At 62.4% G+C, this 16,267-nt stretch carries 13 protein-coding genes; 10 read left to right on the top strand and 3 right to left on the bottom strand.

The genetic code is table 11. The features are described from left to right. The first annotated feature begins 157 nt into the window (after positions 1-157). A complete protein-coding gene (locus C6V82_RS10585; RefSeq protein ID WP_102588234.1) occupies positions 158-760 on the top strand; it encodes a TetR/AcrR family transcriptional regulator in 603 nt (200 codons plus the stop codon). 127 nt (positions 761-887) lie between these two features. Continuing rightward, complete coding sequence (locus C6V82_RS10580) at positions 888-1,625, top strand: SDR family oxidoreductase (protein WP_102588235.1); 738 nt, start codon at positions 888-890, stop codon at positions 1,623-1,625. A gap of 100 nt (positions 1,626-1,725) precedes the next feature. Here the strand turns inward: C6V82_RS10580 and C6V82_RS10575 are convergent, their stop codons facing one another. From C6V82_RS10575 to C6V82_RS10565, 3 genes are all read right to left on the bottom strand, one after another. After that, entirely contained in the window at positions 1,726-3,072 is a 1,347-nt protein-coding gene (locus tag C6V82_RS10575; protein WP_102588236.1) for a nicotinate phosphoribosyltransferase, read from the bottom strand. Continuing rightward, positions 3,069-3,635 carry an isochorismatase family protein gene (locus C6V82_RS10570; protein ID WP_102588237.1) on the bottom strand — a complete coding sequence of 189 codons (567 nt, stop codon included), beginning with the start codon at positions 3,633-3,635 and terminating at the stop codon, positions 3,069-3,071. The genes C6V82_RS10575 and C6V82_RS10570 overlap by 4 nt, the downstream gene beginning before the upstream one ends. Positions 3,636-3,726: 91 nt before the next feature. After that, on the bottom strand, positions 3,727-4,668 hold the full coding sequence (locus C6V82_RS10565; RefSeq protein WP_102588238.1) for a 2-hydroxyacid dehydrogenase: 942 nt from the start codon (positions 4,666-4,668) through the stop codon (positions 3,727-3,729). A gap of 258 nt (positions 4,669-4,926) precedes the next feature. On the opposite strand from C6V82_RS10565, the gene doeA reads away from it, so the two are divergent. The 8 genes from doeA to C6V82_RS10525 all read left to right on the top strand — a co-directional run bounded on the left by doeA (position 4,927) and on the right by C6V82_RS10525 (position 16,144). Next, entirely contained in the window at positions 4,927-6,126 is a 1,200-nt protein-coding gene (doeA, locus tag C6V82_RS10560) for an ectoine hydrolase DoeA (protein WP_102588239.1), read from the top strand. 31 nt (positions 6,127-6,157) lie between these two features. Then, positions 6,158-7,171: a N(2)-acetyl-L-2,4-diaminobutanoate deacetylase DoeB gene (doeB, locus tag C6V82_RS10555; RefSeq protein WP_102588240.1), complete on the top strand. Its 1,014-nt coding sequence runs from the start codon at positions 6,158-6,160 to the stop codon at positions 7,169-7,171. Between the two features lie 51 nt (positions 7,172-7,222). Next, a complete protein-coding gene (locus tag C6V82_RS10550) occupies positions 7,223-7,696 on the top strand; it encodes an Lrp/AsnC family transcriptional regulator (protein ID WP_102588241.1) in 474 nt (157 codons plus the stop codon). A 241-nt stretch (positions 7,697-7,937) separates the two neighbouring features. Beyond that, complete coding sequence (locus C6V82_RS10545; protein ID WP_102588242.1) at positions 7,938-8,807, top strand: carbon-nitrogen hydrolase family protein; 870 nt, start codon at positions 7,938-7,940, stop codon at positions 8,805-8,807. Positions 8,808-9,036: 229 nt separating this feature from the next. Further along, a complete protein-coding gene (locus C6V82_RS10540) occupies positions 9,037-10,509 on the top strand; it encodes a biotin carboxylase (protein WP_102588363.1) in 1,473 nt (490 codons plus the stop codon). Further along, a complete protein-coding gene (locus tag C6V82_RS10535; protein ID WP_102588243.1) occupies positions 10,506-11,537 on the top strand; it encodes a C45 family autoproteolytic acyltransferase/hydrolase in 1,032 nt (343 codons plus the stop codon). Before C6V82_RS10540 ends, C6V82_RS10535 begins: the two co-directional genes overlap by 4 nt. 90 nt (positions 11,538-11,627) lie before the next feature. After that, entirely contained in the window at positions 11,628-14,405 is a 2,778-nt protein-coding gene (locus C6V82_RS10530; RefSeq protein WP_102588244.1) for an aminotransferase class I/II-fold pyridoxal phosphate-dependent enzyme, read from the top strand. 245 nt (positions 14,406-14,650) lie between these two features. Then, positions 14,651-16,144, top strand: coding sequence for an NAD-dependent succinate-semialdehyde dehydrogenase (locus tag C6V82_RS10525; protein WP_102588245.1), 1,494 nt, complete (start codon positions 14,651-14,653; stop codon positions 16,142-16,144). Positions 16,145-16,267 lie beyond the last annotated feature (123 nt).

Raw genomic sequence — 16,267 nt, 5'->3', positions numbered from 1 at the left:
TTTTCCTCGCAAAGGGACGTTTCGCCGGCAGCGCCGACCCTGGGTCAGAACGCCAGGCGCGCGCAGGGTTCCCCCGCGCCGTGGCATGCGGCTGTTCCGACTCGGCTTGACCTGACTCAGCTTGACATAGCTAGACGACCGGTCTAGTTTTATCGGCATGAAGACACAAAAGACCCGCGACAGCCTGATCCGGATTGGCGCCGAGCTGATAGCCGAGCAGGGGTACACCGCCACCGGCATCAATGCCGTATTGACCCGTGCAGGAGTTCCCAAGGGCTCCTTCTATCACTATTTCTCCAGCAAGGAGGATTTCGGCCTGGCCGTGATCGACGCCTTCGCGGAGGAGTATGACGCTCGCTTGGCGGTCATTTTCGAGGATCTCTCGCTGTCTCCTCTGCAACGACTGCGCCGGTATCTGGAAGTGGGCAAGGCCGACATGGCGTCGTGGGATCACTGCAGGGGGTGTCTGATCGGCAATCTTGGCCAGGAGCTTTCCGCCCACAGTGAGCGATTTCGTGCGCGTCTCGACCAGGTGTTTCGTGGTTGGGAAGCTCGCCTCGTCGAGTGCCTGGAGGCGGCCCGCGACGCTGGTGAGCTCGACGCCGAATCCGAACTCGAAGCGCTGGCTGGTTTCATCATGGCGGGTTGGGAGGGCGCCATATTGCGTGCCAAGACCGTCAAGTCACTGCAGCCAATGGAGTGTTTCGAGAGGATTCTCTTCACCCACCTGTTGGTGCCCGGTCAGGCCAAGGCGAGCTGAACGCCTCCCTTCTCGCCGCTTCATCGTCGACCCGATTCACCTGGCCGATTCCTTTATCAGTTCCATCAACTGTTCCATTAACAGATCCATCAACCCGCCCTGAGACCCAGGGCAAAAGGAGCAATATATGTCAGAGATCAATGGCAAGGTCGTGATCATTACCGGGGCCAGCAGCGGTCTTGGCGAAGCCACCGCGCACCGCCTGGCCAAGGCTGGTGCGAAGCTGGTGCTTGGTGCGCGTCGTGAAGAGCGACTCCAGGCGCTGCGTGATGACATCGTTGCCCAGGGTGGCGAAGCCATCTACCGCGTCACCGATGTCACCGACCGGGAGCAGGTGGAATCCCTGGCACAGGCCGCCAAGGAGGCCTATGGACGCATCGATGTGCTGGTCAACAACGCCGGCCTGATGCCGCTGTCACCGCTTGATCAGCTCAAGGTCGACGAGTGGGACCAGATGATCGACGTCAACATCAAGGGCGTGCTGTATGGGGTAGCCGCGGTGCTCCCGACCATGCGCGAACAGCATGCCGGCCACATCATCAACCTCTCTTCGGTGGCTGGCCACGTGGTGTTTCCGTCGGCGGCGGTCTACTGCGCCACCAAGTACGCGGTCAAGGCGATTTCCGAGGGGATTCGCCAGGAAGGCGGCGAGGAGATTCGCTCCACCAATATCTCCCCGGGGGCGGTGGCGACCGAGCTCACCACCACCATCAGTGATCCAGAAACCGCCAAGGGGGTAAACGAGCTCTACGAGATGGCCATCGACGCCGATGCCGTGGCACGGGCGATCGCCTTTGCCATCGAGCAGCCGGCCGATGTGGATATCAACGAGCTGATTCTGCGGCCGACCAAGCAGCCTCTGTAAGCCGCTGGCACTGCCCACCATCGGGCAAGTGCCATCCTTCGCCGCCGCGGTCATGACGACCGCGGCGGCGTCGTGTGTAAGGGGTGGAAGGTGTGAGATATCAGTATCGCGAGGCGAGGGCCTCGAGCCCGTCACTCAGCGTGACGGGATAGTCACTCTCGCCCGGGGGGAGTTCGCGAAGCGAAGCGGGCATCTGTTGCAGCACCCGCTGTACGCGTTCGCGGGCAGTGAAGGCCAGCGCCATGCCGTCTTCGAGCAGCTGCCCATTGTGTACCAGCGGGATCAGCAACGGCTCGCCTGTCGCTAGTGCCTCATCGCGCAAGGCGAGGGTGTCACCGGCGAGCTGTCCACTCTCGTCATGATGGCGATAGAGCTGCTTGCGCCCTGGCAGGTTGACCTTGCCGGGGGAGTGCTTGAGGCGCGGTATGCCGGCGTACTCCACCAGCTTGTAGGAGAGGTCGATCACCGGGGCATCCGCTGATACCCCCATCTGGGTGCCAACGCCGAAGGCGTCGATCGGCGCGCCTTCGTCGAGCAATGCAGCGATCCGGTGTTCGTCCAGACCGCTGCTGGCGATGATGCGGATGTCCGCATGCCCCGCGGCATCCAGGCGGTCGCGGGCGGCTGTCGCCAGTTCGCCAAGGTCACCGGAGTCCAGGCGAATCGCGGCAACCTCGAGGGTCGGTTCCTCGGCCAGCAGGTCGATGATCTTGTCGACCGCGGCCAGGGTGTCGTGGGTATCCACCAGCAACGTGGTGGCAGGGTAATTGCGGGTGAAGGCGCGGAAGGCCTCGCGTTCATCGTCATGGGCGAGAATGTAGCTATGCGCCATGGTGCCACGCAGCGCCAGCCCATGGCGCAGCCCGCCGAGTACGTTGCTGGTGCCGTCGAGCCCGGCGGTGCGGTAGGCGCGCACGCCACGCACCGCGGCATCGATGCCGTGCATGCGGCGCATGCCGAAATCCACCACCGGGTGCCCCCGCGCGGCCAGCACCAGGCGCACTGCCTTGGAGGCCAGCAGCGTTTCGAGTTGCACCAGGTTCATGATCAGGCTTTCGAGCAGCTGCGCCTCGGCAATCGGGGCGTCCACTTCCATCAGTGGTTGATTGGCGAACACCGGCGTTCCCTCCGGCAGGCACCAGATATCGCCGCTGAATCGCCAGTCGCCAAGCCACTTCAGGAAGCGTGCATCGAACTGGCCGGTGTCCTCGAGCATCGCCAGATGATGATCCTTGAAGCGCAGTTGGCTAGCCAGCGCCGCGGCATGCTGCTGGCCGCACGCCAGCATGAAGCGCCGCGTGGGAGGCAGTCTGCGAAAGAACAGGCTGAAGGTGGCGCGCTCGGACATGCCCTCCTTCCAGTATGCCTGCAGCATGGTCAATTGGTAGAGGTCGGTAAGCAGTGCGAGGTCATGGTCATCGACCTGAGGTGAGTTGGCCCATGTCATGCAATGACCTCAATATCGGCGGCCGCGAATTCCTTATGAAGCTCGCCTTGCGCCGATGGGTCCACCGCTGCACTGAGGGAGCTCAGCAAAAGTGTGGTGAAGCCCTCGCGGCGGGCTTCCAGCAGCGTGGCGCGCACGCAGACATCCAGGGCCAGGCCGCAGACGATGACGCGTTGGATACCGCGCTCCTTGAGATACCCTCCAAGCCCTGTGCCATCGAAGGCCGAATAGGCATCGCAGTCGAAGGCGCTGGCCTTGCTCACACGAATCACTGTATCGGGGAGCTCGAGGTTCGGGTGAAAGGCGGCGCCGTGTGTATCCTGTACACAGTGCACCGGCCAGGGCCCCCCGCGGTGCGCGAAGCTCACGTGGTCGATGGGATGCCAGTCTCGTGAGGCCACCACCAGAGCGCCTGCGGCCAACGCCCGCGTGCATTCGACGTTGATACCGGGCACCAAGGCATTGCCACCGGTCACCGCCAGCGCACCGCCCTCGCAGAAGTCATTCTGCATGTCCACCATCAGCAGCGCATCGTGAGGGCCGTATTCCACTTGAGTAGTCATTGCCTACCTCCCGCTTGTTCGCTGGGACTCACTGACAAGCCTATGTGTCGAATCGCGTTTCGTGTAGCGGCTCACCGTTAATGTCCGGCCGTCAATAACCGGCGGCCGGGTCCACGGTCTCCTGGGGCTTGCCGGTTTCGAAGGCGCGCAGCGCATCCGCCACCTGGTCCAGCGCCGCTCCCAGTGGGGTGGGGCCAGCCATATGGGGGGTGACCCAGACCCTGGGATGGGCCCAGAACGGACTCGACTCGGGTAGCGGCTCTTCGGGGAAGGCGTCGAGGATCGCGCCGCGCAAGTGACTCTGCTCGCCATCCTCGGGCTTGCCCAGGGCGGCAAACAGCGCCGCTTCACTTATCAAGGTGCCTCGCCCGGGATTGATCAAGCTGGCGCCGGCCGGCAATCGAGCCAGTGTCCTTGAATTGATGATATGTCGGGTCGCTGACGTGTCGGGCAGCAGCAGCACCAGCGTGCGCACCTGGCCAAGCAGGCTGTCGAGCCCTTCCTCTCCGTGGTGGCAGGTGACGCCGTCAAGTGACTTCGGCGAGCGGCTCCAGCCATGCACCGGAAACCCGTCGGCGGCGATCATCGTGGCGACCTTGGCGCCGATGGCGCCGAGCCCCAGCACCCCAACCGGCCAGTCGACCTTGTCGGACACCACGTGCTCCCGCCATTGACGTTGATGCTGTTGGCGACGGTAGCGGTCGAAGTCGCGCTGGAAGTGCAGCACGCCGTAGCGCACGTAGTCACCAATCAACTCCGCCATGCCGGCATCGCGCAGCTTGACGATGGGCACACCCGCTGGAAGGCTGGGGTTGCCGAGCAGGGCATCCACACCGGCGCCGAGGTTGACGATACCCTTGAGGTGGCTGGGCTCGGCAAGCAGGTCGGCGGTGGGCTTCCACGCTGCCAGGTAGTCGGCCTGTCGGCGCTTCTCGGCGGGTGCCGCGCTGGTGAACACCTCGGCATCGGGCAGCCGTTCGGCCAGCGCATCGCGCCACGCATCGGCCTCATCGATATGAACCAGAACCTTCATGACATCTCCTTGAGACAGGACATTTCCATGATGGTCGCCGTGCTCGCGATGAACAAGGGTCAAGCTGATTCAGGAAATGCTTGACCGCCTACCGTGGGTTGGAAGTAACCTCCCTTCCATGGGGACAATCCCCGCTGCCTTTTGGACGACATGGCCTCTGTCCTTCGAAGGCATGGGGTCAGTGAATCGCTACCCCCGGCCGGCCTTCTCCTTCCAGAGAAGGCCGATTTTCTTGATGCTGCGATGGCGAGTGGCCCAATGAACCAGGTAAACCTGCCCTTCACTCGTGAGGAATATGCCAACCGCTTGTGGAAGGTGCGTGCCGAGATGGCCGGTCGAGGCATCGACGTGTTGATCATCAGCGATCCATCCAACATGGCCTGGCTCACTGGTTATGATGGATGGTCGTTCTATGTCCACCAGTGCGTGCTGGTGGGGCTGGAGGGCGAGCCAGTCTGGTATGGCCGGCGTATGGATGCCAACGGGGCGTTGCGTACCTGCTGGATCCATCCCGACAACATCACCTACTACCCGGATTACTACGTGCAGAATCCGGACATGCACCCCATGGATTACCTGGCCCAGTCGATCATGCCGGATCGAGGCTGGCACCAGGGCGTGGTGGGCATGGAAATGGACAACTACTACTTCTCCGCCAAGGCCTATCAGAGCCTGCTGCGCGAACTGCCCCATGCGCGCTTCATGGATGCCAATGCGTTGGTCAACTGGTGTCGAGCCATCAAGTCACCCCAGGAAGTCGCCTACATGCGGGTGGCGGCGAAGATCGTCGAGGGCATGCATTCGCGAATTCTCGAAGTCATCGAGCCGGGCCTGCCCAAGAGCAAGCTGGTATCGGAGATCTACCGCGTGGGCATCGAGGGCTGGACCGACGATAACGGGCGCGTGTTCGGTGGTGACTATCCCGCCATCGTCCCGATGCTGCCTACCGGCAAGGATGCCGCTGCCCCGCATTTGACCTGGGACGATACCCCGTTTCGCGAGGGCGAGGGCACCTTCTTCGAGATCGCCGGCGTCTACAAGCGCTATCATGCGCCGATGTCGCGAACGGTGTTTCTCGGCAGGCCCCCGCCCGAGTTCATCCGTGCCGAGTCGGCGCTGCTCGAGGGCATCGAGAATGGACTGGCGGTGGCCAAGCCCGGCAACCGTACGGCTGATATCGCCATGGCCCTCGGCTCGGCCATGGACAAGTACGGGTTCGACCGCGGCGGTGCGCGCTGCGGCTACCCGATTGGCATCAGCTACCCACCCGACTGGGGCGAGCGCACCATGAGCCTGCGCCCCTCGGACGAAACCATCCTGCAGCCGGGCATGACCTTCCACTTCATGCCCGGTCTGTGGGATGACGACTGGGGCCTCGAGATCACCGAGAGCATCCTGATCACCGAGGATGGCTGCGAGACATTGGCAAACTTTCCGCGCCAGCTGTTCGTGAAATGATTCGACCCTTGAGACTTCTGGAGCAGGCAAGATGAGCAAGCGACCCAGCCCGATTTCCGCCACCGTCGACTTCGATGCCGATGGCGTTCAGCATGGCTTCCTGAAGCTGCCGATTTCCACCGATGAATCGGCCTGGGGAGCGGTGATGATTCCGGTCACCGTGGTCAAGAACGGCGCGGGACCCACGGCCCTGCTGACCGGTGGCAACCATGGTGACGAGTACGAGGGCATCACCGCGCTGATGAAGCTCACCAGCAGCCTTGCCGCCGAGGATGTGCATGGCAGGGTGATCATCGTGCCGATGATGAACATCCCGGCGGCCATGGCCGGCAAGCGCACGTCCGGTATGGATGGCGGCAACCTCAACCGCAGCTTTCCGGGCGACCCCGACGGCAACGTCACCGAAAAGATCGCCGACTACTTCACTCGCGTGATGGTGCCGATGAGCGACGTGGTGCTCGACCTGCACTCCGGTGGTCGCACCCTCGACATCATTCCGTTCGGCGCCTCTCATGTACTGGAAGACGCCGAACAGCAGCGCCAGGCACTGGAAGGCGCCAAGGCCTTCGGTGCGCCCTATGCCATGATGATGTTCGAACTGGATGCCGCGGCACTCTTCGATACCGCAGTGGAGAGCCAGGGCAAGATATTCGTTGCCACCGAGCTCGGCGGTGGTGGCACCTCGACCCCCGAGAGCCTGGCGATCACCGAACGCGGCGTTCGCAATTTCCTGATCCACTATGGGTTGATCGATGGCGAGGTGGAAATGCCCACCGAGCCACAGGTCTACCTGGATATGCCGGATGCCAGCTGCTACGTGCAGAGCGAGCACACGGGATTGTTGGAACTGGCTTTTGCCATCGGCGACGAAGTCCAGAAGGGACAGGTCATCGCACGGATCTACGACATGACCAGAAGCGGCACGCCACCGGTCGAGTATCGCGCCCAGCGAAATGGTATCCTCGCCGCCCGGCGCTTCCCGGCACTGGTCAACATGGGCGATACCATCGCGGTGATCGCCGATGTGGTGGACACGCTTGGTTGATGTTCCCGCCGTTGCCCATGGCGCCGGCTGACACTACTACTAGAGAATCGCATGAAGCTCGATCGTTACGATCTCAAGATCCTCGAGATCCTGTCCACGGATGGACGCATCACCAAGTCGAAGCTGGCAGAGGCCATCAACCTGTCTGTCAGCCCCTGCTGGGAGCGGGTGCGGCGCCTCGAGAAAGCCGGCATCATCGAAGGCTACAGTGCCAACATCAATGCCGCTGCGCTGGTCAAGCGCACGCCGGTGTGGGTGCAGATCGAACTAAAGGCGCATAATGCCGAGAGCTTCGCGCGTTTCGAGGCGCTGGTCGAGCAGACCCCTGAAGTCACCGAGTGCGTGGCCGTGGGAGGTGGGGTCGACTATCTGATCAAGGTCGAGGCAGCTACCATCGATGCCTACCAGCGCCTGATTGATGCCTGGCTGACGGGTGACGCCGGAATCGAGCGCTACTTTACCTACATTGTCACCAAGACGGTCAAGCGTCCCGCGGCGGGTTTCAACGCCGCTGACTTCGTCTGACCGATTTGTCCATCACTTACCGATCTCGTCATCCACAGGCTGCCTGTCACTGTCAGATGAAATTTCTCATGAACGAGAATTCAGCGTTGATTTCCAGTTGGCGCGATCTGGCATAAGCTCTAGATGCGGGTGAGCGGAGGCTCACTCGATGCCGGGCGATCCCTCCGGCGCTCCACAAGTGCCGGTCAGTGTTCGACAGCGCCCTGGATGATTCGAGATCGCCTGACGCAGAGAGACTAAGATGTCCTACTTCACGATTGCTGGCGTGCAGATGCATGCCCTGCACCACGGCGACAATACTGAAGCCATGCGCCACCGGATCGACGTGCTGATGAGCCGCTTTCCGCAGGTGCAGATGGTGCTTTTCAGCGAGCTGATGCCGATGGGCGCCTCGCCCCATCATGCTCAGCCACTTCCCAGCCAGACCGAAGCGATTTTCTGCCAGATCGCCGAGCAGCACCGTATCTGGCTAATTCCCGGTTCGATGTTCGAGAAGATCGAGGATCAGGTCTTCAACACCTTGTCGGTGATCAACCCGCATGGCCAGGTAGTGGCCCGCTATCGCAAGATGTTCCCGTTCCGGCCTTACGAGGCGGGCGTGGAGAGCGGTACCGAGTTCGTTACCTTCGATGTGCCCAACGTTGCGCGCTTCGGTGTCTCTATCTGCTATGACATGTGGTTCCCGGAAACTACTCGCACGCTTGCCGCCATGGGCGCCGAGGTGATTCTGCACCCGACCATGACCGACACCATCGACCGCGACATTGAACTGGCGATCGCTCGCACCAATGCGGCGATCAATCAGTGTTACTTCTTCGACATCAACGGCGCCGGTGCCATCGGCAACGGACGCTCGATCGTGGTGGGGCCCTCGGGAGACGTGATCCACCAGGCCGGAACCGGCGAAGAGGTGATGCCCATCGAGGTCGACCTGAACCGTGTGCGTCGCGAGCGGGAAACCGGGTTGCGCGGACTCGGTCAGCCGCTGAAGAGCTTTCGGGACCGCAGTGCCGACTTCCCGCTGTACCAAAGCGAGACACGCTCGACGCCATTCCTTGACACCCTGGGACCGCTTGCCAAGCCGATGCGTGCGGACATCGAAGAGTACTGAGCTCGTGATGACACCAGGCCAGTGACGTTACGGGGCCTGGCTTGTCAACCATGACCATGAAGACGGTCCATCAACACTTGGAGAAACCGCCATGCTGGAGTCCCTGATACGTGCACTGCGCCGCTGGTTCGGTGCGGATTCGACACAGGGCTCCGCGTCGGCATCCTCGCCCGCGCGACCTGCCGCCAACGAAACACCCCACGTCAATGATAATGATGGAGCGACAACAATGAGCAAGATAACAACCATTGCCGATGTCCGCCGCCACTTCCTCAGCAACAAGGAGCCGATCTATTTCATTTCGGCGACCAACTTCAACCTGCTGGGCATCGGCGATTGGGTGGGTAACTTCCGCCACATCAACTACATCAACTGTTTCGATGGCCAGCAGCGCAATGTCTTCGTGCCCAAGGAGAAGTTTCCCCGCGACTTCGAGAGCATCGAGGACATCAATAATTACCTCCTGGAGCACAAGGAGGTAATTGATTTCATTCAGTCCCGCGCCTCGGGCGATAATGCCGGCGTTGCCGCGTTCCTGATGTTCGACGAGCACACCGAGGAGGTGTGCAAGCAGCTTGGCCTGCGCATCGCCTTCCCGCCGGCGGCGCTTCGCCAACGCATGGACAACAAGATCGAGACGGTGCGTATCGGCAACAAGGCCGGCGTACCGAGCGTGCCCAACGTGCTGGCGAAGGTGGGCAGCTACCAGGAGCTCTGCGAGGTGAGTCGCGAGCTGGGTGACGACCTGGTGGTGCAGACCGCCTTCGGCGATTCCGGCCACACCACCTTCTTCATCTCCAGCGAAGAGGATTACTACAAGCACGCCGAGGAGATCGAGGCCGAGGCCGAGGTCAAGATCATGAAGCGCATCAACTGCCGCGGCTCGGCCATCGAGGCCTGCGCCACCCGCTGCGGCACCGTGGTGGGCCCGTTGATGACCGAGCTGGTCGGCTTCAAGTCGCTGACGCCCTACAAGGGCGGCTGGTGCGGCAACGAGATGTTCGCCGGCGCCTTCACCCAGGAAGTGCGCGACAAGGCCCGCGAGTACACCTTCAAGTTCGGCGAGGCGCTGCGCGAGGAGGGCTATCGCGGCTATTTCGAGCTCGACTTCCTGATCGACATGGACACCAAGGAGGTTTACCTCGGTGAGCTCAATCCCCGTGTCACCGGCGCCAGCTCGTTGACCAACGTGGCCGCCTTCGCCCACTCGGACATCCCGCTGTTCCTGTTCCATCTCCTTGAGTTCTCCGATGTCGACTTCAACCTCGACATCGACGAGATCAACGAGCGCTGGTCCCACCCCGACAGTGTCGACAGCTGGAGCCAGCTGGTGATCAAGCACACCGACGAGAGCGTCGACCTGCTTACTCAGGCGCCGCAAACCGGGGTGTGGAAGATGGGCGCCGACGGCGGTATCGCCTACGACCACTACAGCTACCACCCCCACGCCGCCGAGAATGAGCAGGAGGGCTTCTTCCTGCGCATCAGCGGGGCCGGCGACTTCCGCTATGAGGGTGCCGACCTGGGTATCCTGATCACCCGCGGGCGCTTGATGGACGACGACTTCCAGCTCAACGAGCGCGCGAAGGCCTGGATCGACGGCATTCGTGGCCAGTACGCCGGCCAGTCGTTGCAGGACCCGGTGGTGGAGGAGGTTGCCGTCAGTCATGCGGTTGGCGGCGGCAACTTCAAGATACTGTGAGCAAGGACAGCGCCTATCATCATGGACAGGCGCCGGGTGGCGATGTGGACAAGACGCTGGTGTTTCAAGCCGTGCGCGAGGATGCGCCAGGGCCTCGGTGGAAGTCGTTGTTCGACCTTCACTGGCCGGCCTACGAGGCGTGGTACCTGGCCGAAGGTGAGCGTGAGCGTCCGGCGTACCTTGCCTGTTTCAATGCCTTGCGCACCCACATGCCGGAACTCGTCCCTACCTACCAGGCACTATGCGGCCTGGCGGGCGGGGGGGATCTGGCCTCGCGGTTCCTGAGCCTGTTTCAGCCGCCACCTTATATCACCGGATGTTCCCAGGCGGTACTGGCAAGCCCGGCAAGCACGCTGCTGGCGCGCAACTACGATTATCCGCCGGAGCTATGCGAGGGCACGCTACTCTATACCCACTGGAATGAGCGGCGCGTGATCGCCATGACCGACTGCCTGTGGGGAGTCCTGGATGGCATCAACGACCGGGGATTGGCAGTCTCGTTGTCGTTTGGCGGGCGCAAGGTGGTGGGCGTCGGCTTCGGTGCGCCGATCATCCTGCGTTATATCCTCGAGTTCTGCGACAGCGTGCCCGAGGCGGCCGAGGTGCTGGCCCGGGTGCCGACCCATATGGCCTATAACATCACCGTGGCCGACTCGGCCGGGCGTTATGTCACGGCGATGATCGCGCCGGATCGGCGTGCCAGTATTCGTCGGGTTCCGGTGGCCACCAACCACCAGAAGAAGATCGAGTGGTATGCCCACGCGCTGGCGTCCGAGACGCTGATTCGCGAGCGCCAGCTGTCGATTCTGGTCGATGATGAGGCCACCACCGAAGGGCGGCTGCTCGAGGCCTTTGCCGCGCCGCCATTGTTTCGGCGCGATTACGCCCGTGGGTTGGGCACCATCTACACGGCTGCCTACTGGCCAGCTACCGGACATGCCGCCTTCTACTGGCCCGGTATCTGTCTCGAGATGGCCTTCGACGATTTCACTGAACAGCAGATCAAGGTGCGCTACGGCGGCCGCTAGGCATCGGTTGCGGTGGCTGGCGACGTGTCATGTCCCGGACCGAGTGCACAGTGACCGAGTGAACAACCAAGAACCAGGACGGGTGTCGCCATGCAAGAGAGCAGTCAAACCGAAACGCCCTACACGGCGCTGGGCTTCTATCACAAGATCTCGCAACTGCGGGCCGATACCTGGAACGCTTTGAAGCGCGACCTTGGCCAACTGGTCAAGATGGGTAACGAAACCCGTTCCAAGAACCTGATCAAGGCCATCGACGTAAAGCTGACGCGCCTGGAGATCATCGAGGATTACCATGCCTTTCCCTCCAAGGAGGACTACCGCCATCTGTGGTCGCTGTTCGACCGCGAGGAGTACACCCTGCTCGAGAAGGTGGTCAAGCGCCTGGTACGCGCGCTGATCAGTGAGTCCTACCGTCGCCGCCATGTCGACCTGAGCGAGACCGATGCCGATGCCGAGGACCTGGAGACCCTGGATGCGCTCAACCAGCTGCGGCGTGGCCATCCAGCGTCCAACAGCTCGGCCCAGCCCTACTTCGAGTTGCTGATCGTCGATAACCTCTCGGTGCAGGAAGAGGAGGTGGTTCGCGAGGCGTTCCACAACATGCGCCGCCCGGAGGACAAGTTCGTCTACGACGTGGTCACGGTGCGAAGCTTCGAGGATGCCTTGATCGCGGTACTGGTCAATCCGAACATCCAGGCCTGCCTGATTCGCTACGAGTTCCCGTATAAGTCGAAGTACAACCTTAGTGCGCTGCGCAACTACCTCGAGGGGTTGTCCGAAAAGGAGCTCGAGAATCAGTCCGAGGCCGAGCGCAGCATCCTGCTCAGCTCGATGATTCATGAACTGCGTCCCGAGATTGATCAGTTCCTGGTCACCAGCGGTGATGTGGAAGCCACGGCCAGCCAGGACATCCGTTTCTTCAACCGGATCTTCTATCGCGAGACCGACTACATCGAGCAGCACCACACCATCCTGCGCGCCATCGACAACCGCTACCGGACGCCGTTTTTCGACGCCCTGCGCGAGTACAGCAAGAAGCCCACCGGGGTCTTCCATGCCATGCCGATCTCGCGCGGAAAGTCGGTCACCCGCTCCCACTGGGCGGGCCAGATGATCGACTTCTACGGCATCAATATCTTTCTCGCCGAGACCTCGGCGACCTCCGGGGGGCTGGATTCGCTGTTGCAACCCTACGGGCCGATCAAGAAGGCGCAGGAGTATGCCGCACGCGCGTTCGGGGCCCGGCAGAGCTTCTTCGTCACCAATGGTACCTCCACCGCCAACAAGATCGTCGTGCAGGCGCTGATCAAGCCCCGCGACATCGTGCTGATCGACCGCGACTGCCACAAGTCGCATCACTACGGCATGGTGCTGGCCGGCGCCCATGTCAGCTACCTTGACTCCTATCCCCTTGACGATTATTCGATGTACGGCGCGGTGCCGTTGCACGAGATCAAGCGCACCTTGCTCGAGTACAAGCGTGCGGGTGAGCTGCACAAGGTCAAGATGCTGCTCTTGACCAACTGCACCTTCGATGGTGTGGTCTACAACGTGCGCCGGGTGATGGAGGAGTGCCTGGCGATCAAGCCTGACCTGGTGTTCCTGTGGGACGAGGCGTGGTTCGCCTTTGCCGGCTTCAACCCGACCTATCGCCCGCGCACCGCCATGCATACCGCGCGATCCCTGCGCGACCGTTACCGCAGCGACGCCTATCGCAAGGAGTACGATGCCTGGAAGGCCGAGTTCGACCAGCTCGACCCGGACGATGATGCCACCTGGCTCGACCGCCGGCTGATGCCGGACCCCGACCTGGTGCGCATTCGTACCTATGCGACCCACTCGACCCACAAGACGCTGACCTCGCTGCGTCAGGGCTCGATGATCCACGTCTGGGATCAGGACTTCCGTCAGAAGGTCGAGGCGCCGTTCCATGAAGCGTACATGACCCACACCTCGACCTCGCCCAACTACCAGATCGTCGCATCGCTGGATGTCGGGCGCATGCAGGCCGAGATGGAAGGCTTCGAGCTGGTGCATGCCCAGGTCGAGGCGGCGCTGACTCTTCGCGAACAGCTCTATACCCACCCGCTGCTGCAGAAGTACTTCAGGGTGCTGAAGAACGCCGACATGGTGCCCGCGGCGTATCGTGAATCGGGCGTCGAGTCCTACTACGACCCGGTGACCGGCTGGAACCAGATGGAGGAGGCCTGGGCGCGTGACGAATTCGTGGTCGACCCCAGCCGTGTGACCATTGCCATTGGCGCCACCGGGGTGGATGGCGATGCCTTCAAGAATGAATACCTGATGAACAAGTACGGTATCCAGATCAACAAGACCTCGCGCAATACCGTGCTGTTCATGACCAATATCGGGACCACGCGTGGTTCCATCGCCTACCTGCTCGATGTGCTGATCAAGCTGGCCAAGGAGTTCGAATACCGCTGGGAGGAGAGCAGCCGGCCGGAGCGCAAGATCATCGAGAATCGCGTGCACTCGCTGACCAAGGATTTACCGCCGCTTCCCGACTTCAGCCGTTTCCACGACGCCTTCCGGCCTCACCCGGAAACGCCGCAGGGGGATATTCGCTGTGCCTACTTCCTCAGCTACGACGAGGAAAACACCGAGTACCTGCGCTTCGACAACGGCGAGCTGCAGGTGCAGATGCGCGAGGGCCGCGATGTGGTCTCGGCGAGTTTCGTGATTCCCTACCCGCCGGGTTTCCCGGTACTGGTGCCGGGGCAGGTGATCAGCCAGGAGATCCTGGCCTTCCTGCAGGCGCTCGATGTCACCGAGATCCACGGCTACCGCCCGGAGCTCGGGCTCCTGGTGTTCACCGAAGAGGCTCTGATCAATCCCGAAGCTGGCTGACGCTTTCGCTAGGCATGTTGTCGACCTGCTCGAGCGCGCGGGCAGGTCGACAGAAAAAACCCTAACTTCCCCGCCAACCACAAAAAAAGTCTCATGCGATTCGTAGGCTAACGAAAAGTCCCCACCCGCCGGATCCCTTACCCTGTACCCATTGAATCGCCCTGGACGCTGAGCGCTCAGGCGGTTCGGTCGTTTTTTCCACATCGGTGCCGACCCATGCACCGGTGCGTCAGGGGAGGTATCGCATGAAACTGTCCAAGACCTTGTCCAACGCGCTCGACGATCCGCGTCTGTTCCGTCAGTACGCCTATGTCGATGGCAAGTGGACCCATGGCGATGGGGGCCGTGAAGAGGCTGTGCACGACCCCGCCACCGGCGAGGCGATCGGGCATATCCCCTGGCTCGAGGCCCATCAGATTCGCGAGGCGGTGGATGCCGCCGATGCCGCCTTCGTGCACTGGCGCGCGCTGCGTGCCGACGAGCGTTGCGAGCGCCTGCTGGCCTGGTACGACCTGATCCAGGCCAACCGCGAGGATCTGGCGGTGATCATGACCCTGGAGCAGGGCAAGCCGCTGCCCGACGCCCGTGGCGAGGTCGAGTACGGTGCCAGCTTCGTGCGCTGGTTCGCCGAGGAGGGCAAGCGTACCTTCGGTGAGACCATCCCGAGCCATATTCCCAATGCTGCGCTTGGCACCCTCAAGGAGCCGGTGGGTATCGCCGCGCTGATCACGCCCTGGAACTTCCCGCTGGCGATGATCACCCGCAAGGCCGCCGCCGCCATGGCCGCCGGCTGCCCGGTGATCGTCAAGCCGGCCGGCGAGACGCCTTTCTCTGCCCTGGCCCTTGCCGAGCTTGCCGAGCGCGCCGGGATTCCAGCCGGCATCTTCAATGTCGTGCTGGGGGAACCCGCCGAGGTGTCGAAGATCCTGTGCGCGGAGGAACGCGTCAAGGCACTGTCGTTCACCGGTTCCACCCGCGTTGGCCGCTTGTTGCTGGAGCAGTCCGCGTCGACCGTCAAGCGTGTGTCGCTGGAGCTGGGGGGCAACGCCCCATTCATCGTCGGCCCGGACATGGACCCCAAGGAAGCGGCCTATGCCGCGGTGGCGGCCAAGTTCCAGACCGCAGGGCAGGACTGCCTGGCGGCCAACCGCATCCTGGTGCACGAGTCGATTCACGACGCCTTTGTCGAGCATTTCGTCGAGCGCATGTCGGCACTGACCATCGGCAACGGCCTGGAAAGCGAAGTGGACCTGGGGCCGCTGATTCACCGTCAGGCCGTTGACAAGGCATCCAGCATCGTCGACGACGCCATCTCCCAGGGCGCGACCCTTGTGGCGGGCGACCAGTCCGCGGCGCCTGGGCCGAACTTCTTCATGCCGGTGCTGCTCACCGGTGTCACGCCCTCGATGAAAGTGTGGCGCGAGGAGAACTTCGCCCCGGTGGCCGGCGTGACGGCCTATGCCGATGACGATGAGGTGATCGACATGGCCAACGACACCGAGTATGGTCTCGCCGCCTATGTCTACACCCACGACATCCGCCGTATCTGGAAACTGTTGCGTGCCCTGGAGTACGGCATGGTCTCGGTGAATTCCGTGAAGATGACAGGCCCGCCGGTGCCTTTCGGTGGGGTCAAGCAGTCGGGACTGGGTCGCGAAGGCGGTATCACCGGCATCGACGAGTACCTGGAGACGAAGTATTACTGCCTGGGCGCGTTGGGCTCCGTCTCCGGGAGCTAGTCGCACTTCCGCTATCGGCTGGGTCCACTGGCATTGGCTCTTAGCGAGAGGAGCCGGGGACTGGTCGGAGAGGGGGTCCGAGGACCAGGGACGGCCGAGGTAGCGTACATGGATGTATCCACA

This window comes from Halomonas urumqiensis, from assembly GCF_003028575.1.
GTDB lineage: Bacteria > Pseudomonadota > Gammaproteobacteria > Pseudomonadales > Halomonadaceae > Halomonas > Halomonas urumqiensis.
The sequence above is the reverse complement of the archived record's forward strand: the minus strand, read 5'-3'. Positions and strand labels throughout refer to the sequence as shown.